Here is a 17,336-nt window from a genome sequence, read left to right on the forward strand (position 1 = left end):
AATCCGTGTCGTGTTCAAGCTCGCATCAGGAGTATCAGCAGCGGAACAGAGGTCAGCAGCAGAGAGATCACGATACAGACAATAAACATACCCAGGCCGAGTTTCAGTGCGCCCTGATCGGGTAGTGTACTGGCAGCGACCTGCCTGCCTTTGAGATCGGTCTCACAGCCACAGTTCGGACAACGATAGCCGCCGACCAACCACTGGCGTCGGGATTTGGTGAGCGGTGACTGAAATACCGGCATCGGTTTGTGACAGGAAGGACAGGTTTTACCGCGTCCCAGGAGAAACAGGAGCGCAAAGAAGAACAGAAAGGGAAAGAGCTGCATCAACATTGAAAAGACGTCCATCATTTATCTCCCTGATTCATTCTGAATTCGGAACTCGTTGCAATACAAACAATCTCATGTATTGTAACGGAGCGTCATTCGAAACAGATCAGGAAATATTGGCATAAATGTTCAGATTTCTCTTTTTGGGGAGAGAAAATGGCAGGTAAGGTCTGATTTCTTATTCAGTCGCAGTACTACGGTAATAATTAATGGTTTCAAGAAGCTGATCTGCCTGTTTCTCGAAACTACCGATAATGGTTATCAAAGCGAGCCCGTTCTCTGCAGCGATCCAGTCGGGGGGCATCTCAGTTGTGACTGCAATCGATCTGACCCCCTGATTTTTGTTTTGTCCCTCGAATTGGGGATCAACCAGAAAGAGGATGAGCAATTCCAGCCCCCAGTGATTTTGGACTGATTTGATCGTCCAGTATTTTTCCAGCCACCAGTCACAAGCGGAGCTTTGAGAAATCATTTCCCAGCCGTTGACTGTCAGTTTTTGCAACAGTATTTTTTTGTAATTAGACATGATCCCGCTCAGGGCAGCTGAAAATGAAAGATCAGGTCTTTGTAACCGTTGAACTCATTGCCGGGGAGGTGGAGTGCGATGCGTTTCGTGCCTGGCTTGAGTTCGGAAAAGAGGAGCAGATCTTTGACGGCTTCACCGGGTTTTAATGTTTTTTCCCGGACCTGGCCTTCATACGGTTGTCCCTGTATTGCTGGAATGATGGGATATTGATTTCCCTGGTCATCTGCCACAAATGCTCGTTTTGCGTCAGGAGTGTTGTCTGATTCGAGGGGAGTCCAGGAATGATAGACCATCTCTTCCTGCCCTTTATTGGAAATCCTCAACGTGACATTGAAGGGAGTCTGTTCCATTGGGGGAACCGTCTGCTTGGATTCGGCGGCAGAGATGATAAACAGTTTATCGTTTGTCTTATAGAGCTTGCCTGAGATGTTAAGGACCTCATTTTCTTGGGGATGCTCTGATGCGGTTTTCGGTTTTGATTCAGGCGTGGCTGAAGTCCCCGATGGTTCTGAGGGAGTTGGTTCCTTCGGAATTGTGGAATCGGTTACGACGGGTTTAGTATCCGGTGCCGGAGTTTCCTGTGCAGTCTGATTTTCCTGACCACACGCATTGAGAGAAAGGACAGAGACAATCAACACATAACGACACCATTTTACACACAGCTGTTTCTTCACGGTATTTCATTCCTGGTACACATGTTGAATAAGTTGATCACGGAAATCAGATCAGATTCGATCCATTGGCGGGAATTGCAGTATACAAGACGCCAGTCAAAATACCATTATCGATCAGTTTTTTTGATATCGTTTATATGATGACGACATCGAAGGGGGCGGATTACCCCAGGTTCATTTGCTGCAAAATACGGACGGTATCCTGGGCTGCTTTGGTCGGTTTGAGAGCGGTGGCTGCGATGCCGGAGACGACGCGGGTGATGTTGTGGTCGACTTGTCCTGGCTGGGCCCAGACTGAACCGGGAGGTGATGTCATATAGACCGAAAACGTATGATGGCCGGTGCCGGGACGTTCGCCGATGATGTGCAGAATGGCTCGGTTGCCGTCCAGTCCGCCGAAGAGTGTTTCTCCGATGCGATAGCCCGCGCGGACGCGACCGGACTGCACAAGGATGTTCTGGTCCGCAGGATGGAAGCCGGCCGTTTTGAGCTGGGAACGGAGTTCTTTCAAGTACGGATCGAGCTGCCCTTCGTCCATGATCGAGAGGGCGTTCAGGCCGTCGGAAATGACGATCTGCACGTTAAAGATGCCATCGTACTGCTGGCGCAGTTGTTTGACCGCGGTCTGCGATTGGGGAGCGAGTTGCTCACCCGTGGCGGGGTGCAGAATGTATTCGCTGCGGCTGGTCGACTGTGTTTTGACGGGGACCGATGCGGGGAGCGTCGCGATGAATTCCGGGGTCAGTTCGGCCCAGATACTCTGCTTGGCGTCGTGGTAAATACGATCGATGTGGAGTTTGAGATCGGGGGCCAGTTCGGAGGGTTTGCCGCCAAAACCGGTGGCGAGGAACACTCCTCGCTTGCGAACGGCTGCCAGTTGGCGATTCCCTTCGTCGAGAATTCGCTGCTCTGGCCGCGTATCCCCTTTCTTGCGGCGGTACTGCAGATAGACCCAGACCGGATCGCCGAAGTGATCGGTCGGTTTCCCCTGGGAATCGATGACGCCGAGCTGCTGAAAAAAGGCCCACATGGAGTCGTTGACGCGGTAACCGAATTTCTCGCGGATGCGTACATGGTCCTGAAAGCCGGTGGTGAGATAGCCGAGCATGGGATCGATTTTGGTGGGGAGGGCCATCAGGTAGCCAGGGTTGGCAGGCATGATCTGTTCGAGGCACCAGTCAAGATCATCGAGCGAGACATCCATGTGCAGGGTCGAACAGACATCCAGGCCGATCATCAGACCGTGCAGTTTGCCCATGACGATATCTTCGAGACAGCAGCGGACAAGCTGTTCTCGCGTGCGGAAGACTTCCGGACCAATGAACCCGGCGACGTCATTCAGATGCACCCAGGGAGCCACAGCCTGGCCGGCCTGCTGTTGTGCGGCGGCGACTTCGTGGGTCAGGGCACGGGCGAAGCCGTACTTGCGCGATTCGTGGAGCACCATGTCGAAGCCGTGACTGTGTCCGTTGGTGAAGTCGGCCCCCTGCCCGGTTTCGAAATAGAGGGCATATTTGCCGTTACGGGAGCGGGCGTAGTCGCGCATCTTTTTGAGATCGATATCGAACGTCTGATTGGCAGCGTCGCAACCGGCGATGCTCTGGAACCAGAGAGCCGTACTTCCCGGCGTGCGACGTTCGACTTCGGCCTGGACATCGATATGCGAAAGCACACAATGCGGGAGAATGTCTGCGATGCCAAAGGTTTCCAGGATTTCGCGAAGCTGCAGTTCGACAGCCTGCACCGATTCGGGTTCACTGGAAACCGGGTTGGTGCCGAGGACGACATCGCCGACTGCGTAAGACCAGCCATCCAGGACCTGCCAGAAGATGTCGTCCAGATTGTCGGTCGGCGAATTCGGTTGAATGCGGGCCCCGAGGTAGCCCTTCGCGCCGATCTGGCTGCCGGGCAAGGGATTGAAGACTTTCGCGCCGACGGTAATCAGTTCCTGATTGGTCAGCAGTTTGACAACGGAGCCGATGACATCGCTGGAGAGAGTACGGGCGACCTGCTTGATGGTGGCTTCGTCCGCGGTGAGCAACAGCTGTTTCAGTTGGCCGAGCGTCAGGTTAGTCGAACTCGGGTCGGCGTCTGTGTGTTGTGCGTTGATGTACTTGTTAAGCTGATCATCAAAGACGGGATGGGCATTGAGGTCAGCGATGCGGGTGGCGGCGAGCAACTGGCGGGCATTCTCGCGGGACTGTTCGTCGACAGCGGCGACGCCGATGAACTGATCGCCTTCCTTGAAGTCATTGGCAGCACCGAGCAACTGGCGATAGAGCGTGGGATCGAACGTGCCTTTGATACGCTGAATGTAAGCGAATAGGTCTTCGCCGTCTTTCACTTCAGGAATCGAGACGCCAGTGGCTTTCGATGATTCGGCAGCGGTGATACGTCTGGCCTGCGACAAAGAGACGGTGACCGCGAGGGGGGCTCCCAATATGGCCTGTACAAAATCACGACGGTTCCACTGCACGGCGGTTTCCTTTCGAAAGAAACGCGGAATGCGGCTAACAGAGCCAGCGCGCTCCTGCCAATGTCGATCATACCACTGTCAAAAATCAATTATCAAGCGGGATTACCGAACTCAGGACAGAATCTCATGCACCACGTGACCGTGCACGTCCGTCAGACGGCGATCGATGCCGGCGGTACGGAAGGTGAGGCGGGTGTGGTCGATGCCCAGCAGATGCAGGATGGTGGCGTGCAGATCGTAACAGTAGGTGGCTCCCTCAGCGGTCTGGTAGCCGAGATCGTCACTCTTCCCATAGCTGGTGCCCGCTTTAACACCGGCGCCAGCGAGCCAGGTGACGAAGGTGCCCCGGTTGTGATCGCGGCCTTCGCTCCCCTGTGCGAAGGGGGTGCGTCCGAATTCGGTGGTCCAGATGACAAGGGTGTCTTCCAGCAGTCCACGGGCTTTCAGATCGCGAAACAGGGCGGCGATCGGCTGGTCGGCGCTGCGGGCGATGGCGGGAAGTTCGGTTTTGATATTGCCGTGATTGTCCCAGTTGTTGACAGCGCCCTGCGGACCGCTCCAGACCTGGACGAAGCGAGTCCCCCGCTCCAGCAGACGCCGGGCGAGCAGCGCCCGTCTACCGAAGTCTTCTGTTTCTTTCTGATCCAGACCATAGGCGGCGTGCGTCTCTTTGGTTTCGCGGGTAAGATCGAAGGCTTCTGGCGCACTGAGCTGCATTTTCGCAGCAAGTTCTCCGGCTGCGATCCTGGCTTCGAGTCGGGAATCATCGGGGCGGGTCGCTGCATGCTGACGATTAAACTGCTGGAGCAGCGCGAAGGTCGCTTTGTCGGCCTTCCCCTGTGCGAACTGGTATTGAGAATCGGCGAAGAGATCCGGGATGGGCGTTTTGCTGGTGGCGTTGACCAGAGTTCCCTGATGTTTGGCGGGGAGGAAGCCACAGCTGAAGTTGCCCTTTTGATTGTAAGGCAGTCCGCGGGTATCGGGGAGGACGACGAAGGTCGGCAGATTGTCGGCCAGATTCCCCAGCGCGTAGGAAACCCAGGCGCCAAGACAGGGAAAGCCGGGGAGCATGAAGCCGGTATTCATCATGTAGCTGGCCGGGCCGTGGACGTTGGTTTTTGTTGTCATTGCCATCAGAAAGGCGAGGTCGTCGACAATCTGTGCCTGATGTGGAAAGACCGAACTGACCCATTGTCCGCATGCGCCATGCTGTTTGAATTCGAAGGGGCTCTGCATCACGGCACCGACGGCGCCGGTGAAGCCCTCCGGTTTTTCTTTAGGGCCCAGCTTCTGCCCATGCAGGCGCTTGAGTTCCGGTTTATAGTCGAACGTATCCATCGGGCTGGCGCCGCCGTTCATGAACAGCTGAATCACGCGTTTCGCTTTGGCACGATGATGCAGGCCGCCATTGAAGTCCGGCGCAGAAGCAGCCTGCAGATCCTGCCCAAGCCACCAGCTGAGCGCAGCAGCACCGAAGCTGCCGCCGGAGCGGGTCAGCAGTTCGCGTCTCGAAAGAGGCAATTCCAGCATAGGTCACTCCACAAAGAGAAATTCGTTACTGTTCAAGACCAGGCGGGCGACGGTTTCGAGGCCGTGCTGTTCCGCAAGTTGGGTCAACTGTCGCTGTTCGTCTTCTGTCGGTTCGCGGAGCCAGGCCCAGAGGACGATCTGCCTGACCTGATCCGGGATCATGGGCTGTGCCTTGCGAGCCCGTTCTGCCAGTTTCTGTGAGTGATGGAGGACGAAGCGATTATTCCACAATACGAGCGACTGCAGTGGCGAAGCGGAAAAGCCGCGGACGGGCGCCAGCAGGCCCAGGTCGGGGAAGTCGAGTGCGTCCATCAGGGGATCGGGAATCCCGCGCCAGACGACACGGTAGATGCTCCGTCGGTATGCGCCAGGACTGTCGAGGTCGAACTGATCATAGTGCAGCACAGGGGTCGCCTGGGGACCGGGGGACTGTGTGAACTGCTGAACTCCCGGTCCTCCCATGGTGAGGTCGAGAGTGCCATTGACGCGGAGGACGGCATCGCGATAACTGTCCGCATCGAGCCGTTGCCTTGACCAGCGGGCGAGCAGACGATTTTCGGGATCGATCTTTGACAATTCGGAACGAAACGCAGAGGACTGCTGGTAAGTCTGGCTGTTGCAGATCAGGCGATGCAGGTGCTTCAGGGAGCCATTATGATCGCGGAGTTCACAGGCGAGCCAGTCGAGCAGTTCCGGATGTGAAGGCGTGCCTCCCATGCGACCGAAATCGTTGGGGGTGTCGCAGATTCCTTTGCCGAAATGATAGTGCCAGACGCGATTGGCGATGCTCCGCCAGGTCAATGGGTTTTTGGGGTCGGCCAGCCAGTCCGCCAGGGCGGCGCGACGGGCGGCTTCCGGTTGCTGATTCGGCTGATCGAAGCGGGCTGGCAGTGTGGGAAGTGCAGAGAGTGCTCCGGGCCCTACTACGCCGCGGGGCTTTTCCAGATTACCCCGGGCCAGCAGATGGATTTCGCGGGGCTGAGCGAATTTCACCATTCCCCGTTCATTCGCTGCTTCCGCTGCGGCTGCATAGACTTTTGCCTGGGCCGGGAGTTGGGCCAGTTCCTGTTCGGCCCGGTATTTCAGGATCACGGCAGCTAACGTTGTCTGTTGCGCGGGCGTACGCTGATCTGCTGGAATTTTAAGGACGGCTTCTGCTTCCTCTGGCAGCGCGATGACATCGAGTTGGGCAGCGTCAGTTACACTCAGTTTGAAGCGACCGATCAAATGCGCGCCGCCGTGTACCTGCTTGAGAGAAACAACCAGGCGGGTTCCCGGTTCCAGAGTCAAGGGGGACTGCAATTCCAAGACGGCATAATGGCCGACGCCGACTTTAGGGTAGATGCCCCAGGCGGTTTTGGGATTACCGTCGAGGGCGTGCTGAATCGTCCAGCCGGCCTGGTTAAAATCTGCGGTGGCCCGGCTGATAACGAGTTTCTGTCCCTCTTTCGCGTCTGGCGGGAACAGGCGGATTTCAATTTCGTTGAGATGCAAATTGCCGTTGTGAGCGCGTCCGGGTCCCAGGTGCGGGAGCGAGGGGTCAGTTAACAGATCCAGTCTGAGGGCAGTGATCGTTTTGAGCTCTGGCTGAGTGGTGACCAGAATGGATTCCTGTTCGGGCGCTGGTCCACTGGCCAGAATGGACTGATCCGGCTGTCGCTTCAGCTCGGCGCCCCCGTTCGAAACGAAGGTTTTCGGCTGAAGAACGTGCCACTTTGGTTCAGGTCCACGCTGCTGTTCCCATTCTGTGACCAGCCGAGCGTATTCAGGTTTCAAGAGAACCGTGGCATTGTTGGCGAGGGCGGCTTGATGTAGCGATTCCCATTTTTTGCGATTCTGCGCCACTGCGGGTTCTGCATCAAAGCTGACGTCCCCCTTCCCGACTCCGGCAAAGACTGCCTGCAGGGCGAAGTAGTCGGACTGGGTGATCGGATCGAATTTGTGAGTATGACAGCGGGCACAGTTGGCGGTGGTACTGACGAAGGCGCCCATGGTCTGGGTAACCAGATCGTCACGATCGAGGTACTCAAACGATTTGGGAGCGGTGGCCGCAGCACTCTGGTCGTAAGGTCCCGCTCCCAGAAAGCCGAGTGCGACTGTGAGTTCGGATGCGTCCGGATAGAACGAGTCGGCCGCCAGTTGTTCGCGGATGAAACGGGCCCAGGGAATGTCCTGATTGAAACGCCCAATAACATAGTCACGGAAGCGCCAGGCATGGGGACGAAAGACATCGTGTTCGAAGCCGTGCGAATTGGCAAAATGAATCGTGTCCAGCCAGTGGCGGGCCCAACGTTCTCCGTAGCGGGGAGAAGCGAGCAGTTGATCCACAAGTTGCGCGTACGCGCCTGGCCGTTTATCGTTGACGAATGCTTCGACTTCTGCGGGTGTGGGATGCATGCCGTGGAGATCGTACATCAGTCGGCGAATCAGCGTTCGACGATCTGCCGGGGGTGCGGGTTTGAGTCCCTGCTGACGCAGGCGATCCTGAATGAAGGCATCGATCGGATTCGTATTTCCTGCTCCGGGGACGGGCGGACGGTTGAGTGGTTTGAGCGACCACCAGTCGAGGGCGGCCGTGGTATCTGCCTGTGGCTTCTGGATTCTGGGATCGGGGGCTCCCTGCTGGACCCACTTTGTGAGGATTGCGATCTGTTGATCAGACAGCTTTTCATCGGGCATTTTCAGATTGGGGTCGGTGTGCAGGACCGCTTTGATGATCAGGCTCTGCTCCGGTTGACCGGGTACAATCGCGGGGCCACGCGATCCGCCGTTTTTCCACCCACTCTGCCAGTCGAGCGTCAGATCTCCCTCCATGACGCCGGCTGTGTGGGAGTGGCAGTCATAGCAGTGCTGTTTCAGAATGGGTTCGACCGCTTCGCGGAAGAACTGATCACCGTCAGCCTGGAGCGAGTGTCGGGCACATAAACACAGAATCAGCAGGCAGGCAAATCGAAATACCTTCATGGCTGCAATCCTCCGCTGATCTGCGCAGCACTGTCGACAACCTGTTTCCCCAGACTGGCAAACATGCTTTTGGGAAGGCGCTTCGCAGGTGCAGAGACCCAGAGGACCGCGATCAGTTGTCCCTCATTGCCTGTCACGGGGGCCGCGACGCAGTGGATGCCTTCGTCAGCTTCAGCAAAATCGGTGGCATAACCGCGATTCAAAACCCGGGTACATTCTGACTGCAGCGCTGCTGGCTCGGTCAGGGTGCGGGAAGTATCCGCAGTTAAAGGAATCCTGGTCAGTGTCGCGGCCCGTTCACGGGGAGACTGGCTGGCGAGGATGACTTTGCCCGGTGCGTTATTATGCAGGGGGAAGCGGAGGCCGATATCGACGGCGATGCGGAGCGGATGCAGGCCACTGACCTGTTCGATGATCACGCCTTCATCTCCAACCCCGATTCCCAGCTGCACGGTTTCGCGGGTCGCATCGCGCAATTCGCGCATCACCGGCAAGGCGACTTCGACCAGACTGACATCGCCCACCTGGGGAAGTCCAAGCGAAAGCAGGCGGGTTGAGAGTCGGAACCGCTTGGTAACGGGGTCACGCTCAAGGTAATTGCGATCGGTCAGTGTGTGCGTAATGCGAAACACGGCATTCTTGTTGAGCGACAGCCGGGTCGCCAGTTCGCTGATCCCCAGTCCCTCAGGCACCTGATTCAGCAGTTCCAGGACATCCAGCCCCCGTTCCAGCGCGGGAACACTCGTCGTAGCAGTACTCATTTCCAGCCCTTCTTTACCAGGCCCTGACTGTCACATATACATAACGCGTCACACCAGAGTAACAGACTCCGTTTCCCAAATCAAATCCATCATCGTTGATTTCAGGGTTCCGGTCCAGAAAATAAGCTGAATTTCCTGAGTCTGCATCCGGGCCTGAACCCGGCTTAATACAGAGAAACAGATCAAAATAGTGAATATCGTCAGTTCAAAATGTGTTCAATCTTTAATTGGTGAAGCGAACTGACCTGATTTTGCATTCAGGCGCACTTGCGTTGCTTTGAATTTCATGAAAGAGAAACGTCGTCTCTTTATCATGCAGTCCAAGAAACCGAGTTTGCCTTTGATTCACAATGCTGTTTTCCAGATGGGGTTTAAACTTGATACAGAGTCAATTCAAGTCGTCTCCACAATTCAATGCGATTTCAGACGACGAATCCTGTTCAAGGAGCACATCATGCATCAGTTTATCATTGAAAAGCTGTCAGAAAAAATTCCCATCGTCCGGAATGAACTCTGGAGTGTTTATGTGGATCAGAAACCGAAGTTCACCGGCACACTCCAGGAATGCTGCCAATGGGTCGAAGCCTCACAGTGCCAGCCCCAGGGAATTCTGAACTCGTTATTCAGCAGCAGTTGAGTACCACGGACCTGTCACGCACATCAGTAACCCTGCACTTCTTCAGACCGGGCCTGCAGAAAGACTGATTTTATCTCGGAAATAAAATCTGCACTTCAGCATCAACATCTCATGACAACTGGCCGGAAAGGGGATTCTGACATGTATCAGAAAACACTTCGCTTTAATCAGCAGACTCCAAACCATTTACCGAACGAGCTTGCTGCGCTGGGAAACAGACTGCAAGCGCTCGATCATCCTGATCAACAGAACTTGCTCGACAGTTACCACAAAGTGGTCACCTACTCACGTCAACGGGTCAAGATTGTCAACCTGATGTCGGATACACTGGCCCAACTGCGACTGGACGTTAAATACCTGCTCTTCGATCTGGAGGTCACGCAAGCGGAGCGGGATTCTGCAATCGCTCAACTCAAAGAGCTGCAATAGTGTCTGGCAGGAAATGCCAAAAATGACCAACTATGTCAGTATATCTTGTTTAGAGTGGTCAGGCTGATCTCAGGCCGAAGTTACCTGAAAGCAGGTTGAAATCTTCCTCTTACTTGTGGAGGGTTTTCACTGACTTACTTCTGTAGAATTGACTCATTAGAGCCTTAGTGTTTCTACCAAATCGAAGCCAGGAACAAATCGAACCATCATTATATGACTGAACACAAACACCGTACAGTCGTCACAGGTGGATACAAAATGGCATTGAATTCGAAAGTTCCTCCGTTTCCCTGCGACAAAACCGGATGAACGCGAAGTAAATGGTAGAATTAGTTTGTGCAACAGAATCATGATGTCTGGTGAAGGTATCGAGATGTGTGCCCATAACAGAAATATATTTTTTGATGTTTACCGGCCACAACAAGACGAACTTGAAACTGGTTCTACGAGTAGGAGTTTCCCCACTCAAGGAACCGTTCTGTTTTCCTTCACCAACACTCTGATTCGACTGAGCTCACTGTCCCGGAAAGCTTCGTCGGTTTTGCGTGGTCTGCGTTTATCGCAAACAACGATCAAACCCGCTCTCATTCTCCAGCTCAGTAACTTGATTCTATCCAGATGCGGCGCCCTGGTTTCTGTTAACGAGACCAGCCTTAACAAGGAAGCAAGGGCCAGCGAAGATTAATCACGTTATGACCTGTTTCACAGTATCGCCAGGCCTGTTGTCATGGCCAGACTGAGATTGTTCTGATCGCAGGATGGCAAGGCAGCGGAACTGTCTTATTCATCGCTGTGATGAAGACTGTGGTAAATTAGAGAGTGAGTATGAGACATGAAACATCAATTAGACTTACCGCCCGATTATGAGCCCCGTGTGTATGTTGTCGATGATGACGAAGGGGTTTGTACTTCCATCGCAGATCTGATCAGTAGCATGGGCTTCACTGCCTGCACCTATACTTCGGCCGAAGAATTCCTCTCTGGCACCGATAATCGGATCAATGGGTGTGTCATTGCAGACTTACGCCTGATGGGCAGTAATGCCATCGAAATGCTGAGAAAAATGAAATCAGAGGGATACGAAATCCCTCTGATCATCCTGTCTGCTTTTGTGGATGTGACGACCACTGTCTCTGCCATGTCCGAAGGGGCATTGACGGTTCTGGAGAAACCCTATGCGGAACAGGAACTCTGGGATCATGTGATCGCAGCCATCCTGTTAAATGCAGAACAACGCTTTGCCCGCCGCTGGCTGCTGGAATACCATAGCAAAGAGAGCAGACTGACCGAGGGGGAATCCGAAGTCATGCGTCTGCTCTTGAAAGGGCTTTCCAACAAAAGTATCAGCCATCAGCTGGATCTTTCTGCCCGGACCGTGGTCATGCGCAGAAAAGCGATCATCAACAAACTGGAGGTTGACAACGTCATTGATCTGGCCAAACTGATTACCAAAGCACAGATCATTGAACAGTACCTGACCACAGATAATGTCGTTGCAGAAATCAAATGCCAGTTGCAGGAATAATCCCCAGCGTGTTAGCCGGGAATCATTCCTGCTCCTGACTGCCTGCCTCCTCCTCTTCTTGTTTCAATTTGGGAGCAAACCAGGGGTAAATGGCAGGGACGACCATCGACGTCAACAGGGTTGACGTAATCAGACCGCCAATCACCACGCTGGCCAGCGGACGCTGCATCTCGGCCCCGTCGCTGGTGGACAGTGCCATCGGCAGGAACCCGAGACTGGCTACCATCGCCGTCATCAACACAGGCCGCAAGCGCGCCATGGCTGCCTGGAAAGTCGCATCCTGCATCGGAACGCGTTGCTGAAGCCTGAGATTCTCAGCTGCACTGACCCAGACCAGACCATTCAATACCGCCACACCAAACAGTGCGATAAACCCGACCCCGGCTGAAATACTGAAGGGCATTTCGCGGAGTGCCAGTGCGTAAATTCCCCCCGAAGCCGCCATCGGAACCGCCAGAAAGATCAACAGCGCCAGTCGAACGGACCGGAAAGTCGTATGCAGCAGCAGAAAGATCAGCAGCAGCACGATCGGAGTAATGATGACCAGGCGCTTGCTGGCGGACTGGAGGTTTTCAAAATCGCCGCCCCAGCGAATCTCATAGCCATCGGGAAGTTGCACCTGCGTTTCCACAGCGTGCTGAGCATCCGAGACAAAGCTGGCCACATCGCGGCCTCTGACATTCGCCTGGATGAATGTTCGTCGGCGGTTTGATTCGTGCTCCACTGTCGGTGGAGTCTCTTCAAATTCGATCTCAGCCAGTTCGCGCAGCGGGACCGGTTTTCCCGTCCCATCTGTGACGGGGATCTGTTCCAGCAGCCTGACCTGTTCCCGCCATTTCTGAGGTATGCGGACAATAATCGGGAAGCGGGCGCGTCCCTCAAAAATCAAACCGACCGGGTGTCCCCCCAGAGAGGAAACGACATCCATGACATCGCTGGCATCTAACCCGTAACGTGCCAGGACTTCCCAGCGGGGTTCAATCCGGATCGTAGGCAAAGCAGACTGGATATCGGCTTTGACATCGACAGCACCGGGAACTTTTTTCAAGACACGTTCTATTTCTTTTCCTTTACTGCTGAGAACATCCAGTTCATCCCCATACAGCAGGACAGCGACATCTGCCTTGACGCCCGCCACCAGTTCGTCCACGCGCATTTCGATCGGTTGTGTAAACCCGAACGCCACGCCCGGCACCTGCGAATTCAGTGCGTCAGACATTTCTTCGATTAATTCATCCCGCGTCTTTGGCTCGGGCCAGTCCAATGGTGACTTGAGAATGACCCAGACGTCTGTCTGGTGAACCCCCATCACATCGTTGGCAATTTCAGGGCGACCCGTTTTACAGAATACGGTTTTGACTTCAGGGAACTTGACCAGCACTTTTTCGATCTGCGTCGACATTTCCACGGAACCTTCAATCGTCGCGCTGGGGAGGCGAACGGCTTCCACCAGCAGGTCCCCTTCCTCGAGGCGGGGCATGAATTCCGCCCCCAGATTCCAGCCAACCGGCAGACTGACCAGAAATACCAGGAGTGCGATCGCGACGGTCAGTACCGGTCGACGAATCGTCCAACTGACCATGGGGCGATAGATCCATTTCACCCAGCGAATGAGCCAGATTTCTTTCTCTGACATTTTCTTGGGCAGTGCCAGCGAGGCGAGGGCCGGCATCAGCGTCAGTGAAAGTACCAGCGATCCTGCCAGAGCAAACAACACCGTCAAAGCCATCGGGCGGAACAGTTTTCCTTCCGTCCCCTGCAAGGCCAGAATGGGAAGATAGACGACTGCAATGATCAACTCACCGAACATGGTCGGCTTTCGGACTTCGATCGCGGCATCACGAATGACCTGTCGGAAGGGCTTGCCCGACTGATTCATGGAGAGTCGGCGAATACAGTTTTCGACCATGATCACCGAGCTGTCAACGATCAACCCGAAGTCGATCGCTCCCAGACTCATCAGGCTGGCGGTAATACCTGTCGCCGCCATGAGATTCGTAGCGAACAGCATCGACAGGGGAATGGCCAGTGCCACGATCACGCCAGCACGGAAGCTGCCCAGCATGAACAGCAGGACCACAATCACCAGGATCCCCCCTTCGATCAGGTTGGTGAGTACGGTTTTCAGAGTCCGGCTGATCAGAGCCGAACGATCGTAGGTAATTTCCAGCGAGACGCCTTCCGGCAGAGATTTTTGGATATCCGCCAACCGTTCCTTGGAAGCTGCGACCACTTCACGAGAATTCTCCCCAATCAGCATCATCACCAGCCCGGTGACCGCTTCTCCCCGACCATCACGGGTAACCGCTCCCTGGCGGGTCATCGGTGCAATTTTGACATCTGCAATATCACGCACCAGAATCGGAGTACTGTTGGGATCATGTTTGACGACCAGATTTTCAATGTCTTTTTCATTTTTGAGCAGGGCCTGCCCACGGATGAAACGCTGTTCGTGATTATGCACAACATAGCCACCACCGGCGATCAGGTTATTATTTTCCAGCCGTTTGAAGAGCTGCGCCATGGAGATTCCGTAGCTGTTCAGTCGATCCGGGTTGGGTTGAACCTCAAATGTTTTATAGTACCCGCCGTGGGTATTAATTTCGGTTACTCCCTGCACTTCACGCATCCGGGGCGCAATCTCCCATTCCAGCATGGTGCGGAGCTGCATAGGCGAATAATCTGCACCGCGAACCTCAAACTGGAGAATTTCTCCCAGAGCCGTCGTCAGTGGTCCCAGTAAAGGTGTACCGTATCCCGGGGGAATATCTGCAGCAGCAATCGCGATGCGTTCCGTGACCAGTTGCCGGGCCCAGTAGATATCGGTCCCCTCTTCAAAGACGATCGTGACTACTGAAATTCCAAATTTGGAAACACTGCGGACTTCTTCGACAGCCGGCAGCCCCCCCATGGCAATTTCGACCGGATAGGTCACATAGCGTTCCACTTCCACCGGCGAGAGAAACCCGGCATCGGTAACGACCTGCACCTGCACATTGGTCATATCGGGAACAGCGTCGATGGGTAAATGGATTGCGGAATAGATACCACCGGCTGCCATCAGAAAGGTCAGCACGAGAATGATAAACCGGTTCTCCAGCGAAAATTCAATCAGGCGGGACAGCATTCAGAAACTCCCTCAGCATAAAACAGGGTTGGTATATGAAAGTGAAAATGATCTCGGGAACGTTATTCTTCCCGTTCCAGCAGCAGTTCGGACTTGAGGGTAAATGCCCCCTCTTCCACGACCTGCTCGCCTTCTGTGAGACCATTCTGGACTTCCACCCAGTCTTCTGTTTTTAAACCTGACTGAATATCGACACGTCGAAATGAACGATCTGAAGTTTTGACAAAGACAAATTCCTGTTGTGCGTCATCCAAAACAGACCGGGCCGGTACAATGATCACGTCGGACTTCTGTTTGCCGGGAATCATGACCTGCACGAACATGCCGGGACGCAGTTTCCCTTCCGGATTTTTGATCTCTGCAATCAGGGGGACCGAATTGGTCACCGGCGAGACCGAACGCCCCAGATAATACAACCGCGCAGAGAATGTCTCGTCGGGATAGGCATTGACTTTCACTTTCAGATCCTGACTGCCGTCCAGTGAAACTGCAGCCCAGTCTGATTCACGAATATCGGCAGCGACCCAGAGTGTGTCGGTCTGCGCCAGTGTAAACAGGACATCCGAACGAATGACCCGTTCCGACCGGCTATAGTTACGTTCTTCAATGGTACCGCCAAAAGGCGCTATCACTTCGAGTCGCGAGAGTTTCTCAGCCGCTTTCAGATCTTTACTGCCGGGATCAACAGCAGATCCCATCAGGGCTTCCAGGTTCTGGCGGCTGATCGTCTTACGGTGTTCCGCGTCATTGAGGCGTGCCTGTTCGCGATCACGCTCGAGGCGGACATCGTAGATCGACTGTTCACACAGCGATTTCAATGCGGCCCGCGAGTCCTGCATTTCCGTTTCGCGTTTTTTCAATGACTGCAGGGAAATTGCCCCGGATTTTGCCAGGGGTGCTGATTTTGCATTGATCATTTCCGCCAGCAGGTAACGTGAATAAGCGGGGAGCAACTGCGAACGATAATCTCCGAGTTTCTCGTTTTTAAACTCTTTCTCGATCTCCTCCATCGGCTGTTTACTGAGCAGCGCGTCCACCAGTTTCTGCACGTTATTCTGGATCTCGCTTTTCCAGTCGTACTGTTTTTTCGCCAGTTCATATTCTGCAGTCCGCTGCAGCAGATCGGCGCGTGCGGTTCCGATTTCGGGGCTGTTTAACACCGCCAGAACCTGACCGGTTTTGACGACATCTCCCGTCTTGACCCGCACCTCCACCAGCACACCATCTGCGGGCGCTTTAATTGAGACGTGTTTGCGGTCGTCGTACTTCAGCCGTCCCGGTACCATGCGGATCTGGCTGAGAGGCTGACGTTTCACGGGAGCCACAGTCAGCTGCATGTTTTTCAGTTTTTCTTCAGAGAGAGCGACTTCAGAAGGACGTTCTTCAGTTGATTCTTCTGTTGTGGGTGTGGTATCAGAGGCAGCCTGCTCTTCAAGAGAAGCTTTCTGATGCTGTTTCCAGTAATATCCAGTCCCGGCAATCAGAATCAGGATAACCAGGATCGTAAGAACTCGCGATTTCATGAAAATTTCTCCCGAATCGGCGGAAATGAGAGAGGAATCATGCGCAGTGCAGTGTCAGACTGCAGTCAACTGTGCATAACCCTGAGCGCAAAACGAATAACGTTGACACAGGGGACACAGACTCAGCAGCGGGAGACGCTGGTGAGATCGCGAAGTGATCTTGCTAAGCAAGAAGCGGAACCTGGGGGGCCATGTCGTTGCGCCCTGAACCCGGAATTCACATCAATCACATGACTGGAAGACTGGCAGAAAGTAAGATCGGCCAGAAACTGCTCAGTCGGACTCAGTCCCACCACACTCCCCGCGGTCGGAGAGCTGTTTGCTTCGCCCAGAATCAGAAAGTGTTGCGGAGGCAGCTTTTGCTTCAGCGGATCATTACTTTCTTCGGCCCCCAGATAGACATAGTGCAGATGCCAGCCCTGCTCAGAGGCATCTTGACCGGCATGGAACTGATCGAGGTGCACGGGAAGCAAACTGCCATCACCCGCAGTTGCTGCATAAGCAGCATGGTGATGCAGCCAGGGAAAAGGCAAACTCCACAATGACAGCAACAGACAGGCACGTATTATGACACGCGCTGACCAATGCAGTTTTGATTCGGATTCGATCAATGTGGAGTGAATTTGCACAGTAAAAGCCTACTCAGGAAGCGGATAAATAAACAGGGCTTCAGGCGGGAAATTGTCCTTAAACAATTCTCATACTATTATTTACGTGTATGTGTGAAAGTGTCAAGTACTTAATCCTCAAGTCTTCCCAACTTCTGCAACTCGACATTGAATCTCACCCCATTTTGAGATGACATGTCGAATCAGATGAGATTCCCAAGCCA

Annotated in this window: 13 protein-coding genes; 3 read left to right on the plus strand and 10 right to left on the minus strand. The window is 54.3% G+C overall.

Annotated features, from left to right (window positions below; genetic code table 11):
* Positions 1-14: 14 nt before the first annotated feature.
* The 7 genes from Enr10x_RS16325 to Enr10x_RS16355 form a co-directional block, all read right to left on the minus strand.
* Positions 15-353 (minus strand): hypothetical protein, encoded by a 339-nt coding sequence (locus Enr10x_RS16325; protein ID WP_145450704.1) that lies wholly within the window; start codon positions 351-353, stop codon positions 15-17.
* Positions 354-510: 157 nt separating this feature from the next.
* Entirely contained in the window at positions 511-858 is a 348-nt protein-coding gene (locus Enr10x_RS16330) for a hypothetical protein (protein ID WP_145450705.1), read from the minus strand.
* 8 nt (positions 859-866) lie between these two features.
* Positions 867-1,532, minus strand: a complete 666-nt coding sequence (locus Enr10x_RS16335) for a hypothetical protein (RefSeq protein ID WP_145450706.1) — start codon at positions 1,530-1,532, stop codon at positions 867-869.
* A gap of 163 nt (positions 1,533-1,695) precedes the next feature.
* Positions 1,696-4,008: an ethanolamine ammonia-lyase subunit EutB gene (eutB, locus tag Enr10x_RS16340; RefSeq protein ID WP_232093030.1), complete on the minus strand. Its 2,313-nt coding sequence runs from the start codon at positions 4,006-4,008 to the stop codon at positions 1,696-1,698.
* A 111-nt stretch (positions 4,009-4,119) separates the two neighbouring features.
* A complete protein-coding gene (locus Enr10x_RS16345; RefSeq protein WP_145450707.1) occupies positions 4,120-5,538 on the minus strand; it encodes a DUF1501 domain-containing protein in 1,419 nt (472 codons plus the stop codon).
* A 3-nt stretch (positions 5,539-5,541) separates the two neighbouring features.
* Positions 5,542-8,502, minus strand: a complete 2,961-nt coding sequence (locus Enr10x_RS16350) for a PSD1 and planctomycete cytochrome C domain-containing protein (RefSeq protein ID WP_145450708.1) — start codon at positions 8,500-8,502, stop codon at positions 5,542-5,544.
* Positions 8,499-9,263: an IclR family transcriptional regulator gene (locus Enr10x_RS16355; protein ID WP_145450709.1), complete on the minus strand. Its 765-nt coding sequence runs from the start codon at positions 9,261-9,263 to the stop codon at positions 8,499-8,501. Before Enr10x_RS16355 ends, Enr10x_RS16350 begins: the two co-directional genes overlap by 4 nt.
* 454 nt (positions 9,264-9,717) lie before the next feature.
* Here Enr10x_RS16355 and Enr10x_RS16360 point away from each other — a divergent pair, with 454 nt between their 5' ends.
* The 3 genes from Enr10x_RS16360 (at position 9,718) to Enr10x_RS16370 (ending at position 11,854) form a co-directional block, all read left to right on the plus strand.
* Positions 9,718-9,900: a hypothetical protein gene (locus Enr10x_RS16360; protein WP_145109974.1), complete on the plus strand. Its 183-nt coding sequence runs from the start codon at positions 9,718-9,720 to the stop codon at positions 9,898-9,900.
* Positions 9,901-10,041: 141 nt separating this feature from the next.
* Positions 10,042-10,329 (plus strand): transcriptional regulator, encoded by a 288-nt coding sequence (locus Enr10x_RS16365; RefSeq protein WP_145450710.1) that lies wholly within the window; start codon positions 10,042-10,044, stop codon positions 10,327-10,329.
* 832 nt (positions 10,330-11,161) lie between these two features.
* Positions 11,162-11,854, plus strand: coding sequence for a response regulator transcription factor (locus tag Enr10x_RS16370; RefSeq protein ID WP_145450711.1), 693 nt, complete (start codon positions 11,162-11,164; stop codon positions 11,852-11,854).
* A gap of 22 nt (positions 11,855-11,876) precedes the next feature.
* Here Enr10x_RS16370 and Enr10x_RS16375 read toward each other — a convergent pair whose 3' ends face one another.
* From Enr10x_RS16375 to Enr10x_RS16385, 3 genes are all read right to left on the minus strand, one after another.
* Entirely contained in the window at positions 11,877-14,981 is a 3,105-nt protein-coding gene (locus Enr10x_RS16375; protein WP_145450712.1) for an efflux RND transporter permease subunit, read from the minus strand.
* Positions 14,982-15,043: 62 nt separating this feature from the next.
* Positions 15,044-16,504: an efflux RND transporter periplasmic adaptor subunit gene (locus Enr10x_RS16380; RefSeq protein ID WP_145450713.1), complete on the minus strand. Its 1,461-nt coding sequence runs from the start codon at positions 16,502-16,504 to the stop codon at positions 15,044-15,046.
* A gap of 122 nt (positions 16,505-16,626) precedes the next feature.
* Entirely contained in the window at positions 16,627-17,037 is a 411-nt protein-coding gene (locus Enr10x_RS16385; RefSeq protein WP_145450714.1) for a hypothetical protein, read from the minus strand.
* Positions 17,038-17,336: the final 299 nt, after the last annotated feature.

This window comes from Gimesia panareensis, assembly GCF_007748155.1.
Classification (GTDB): domain Bacteria; phylum Planctomycetota; class Planctomycetia; order Planctomycetales; family Planctomycetaceae; genus Gimesia; species Gimesia panareensis.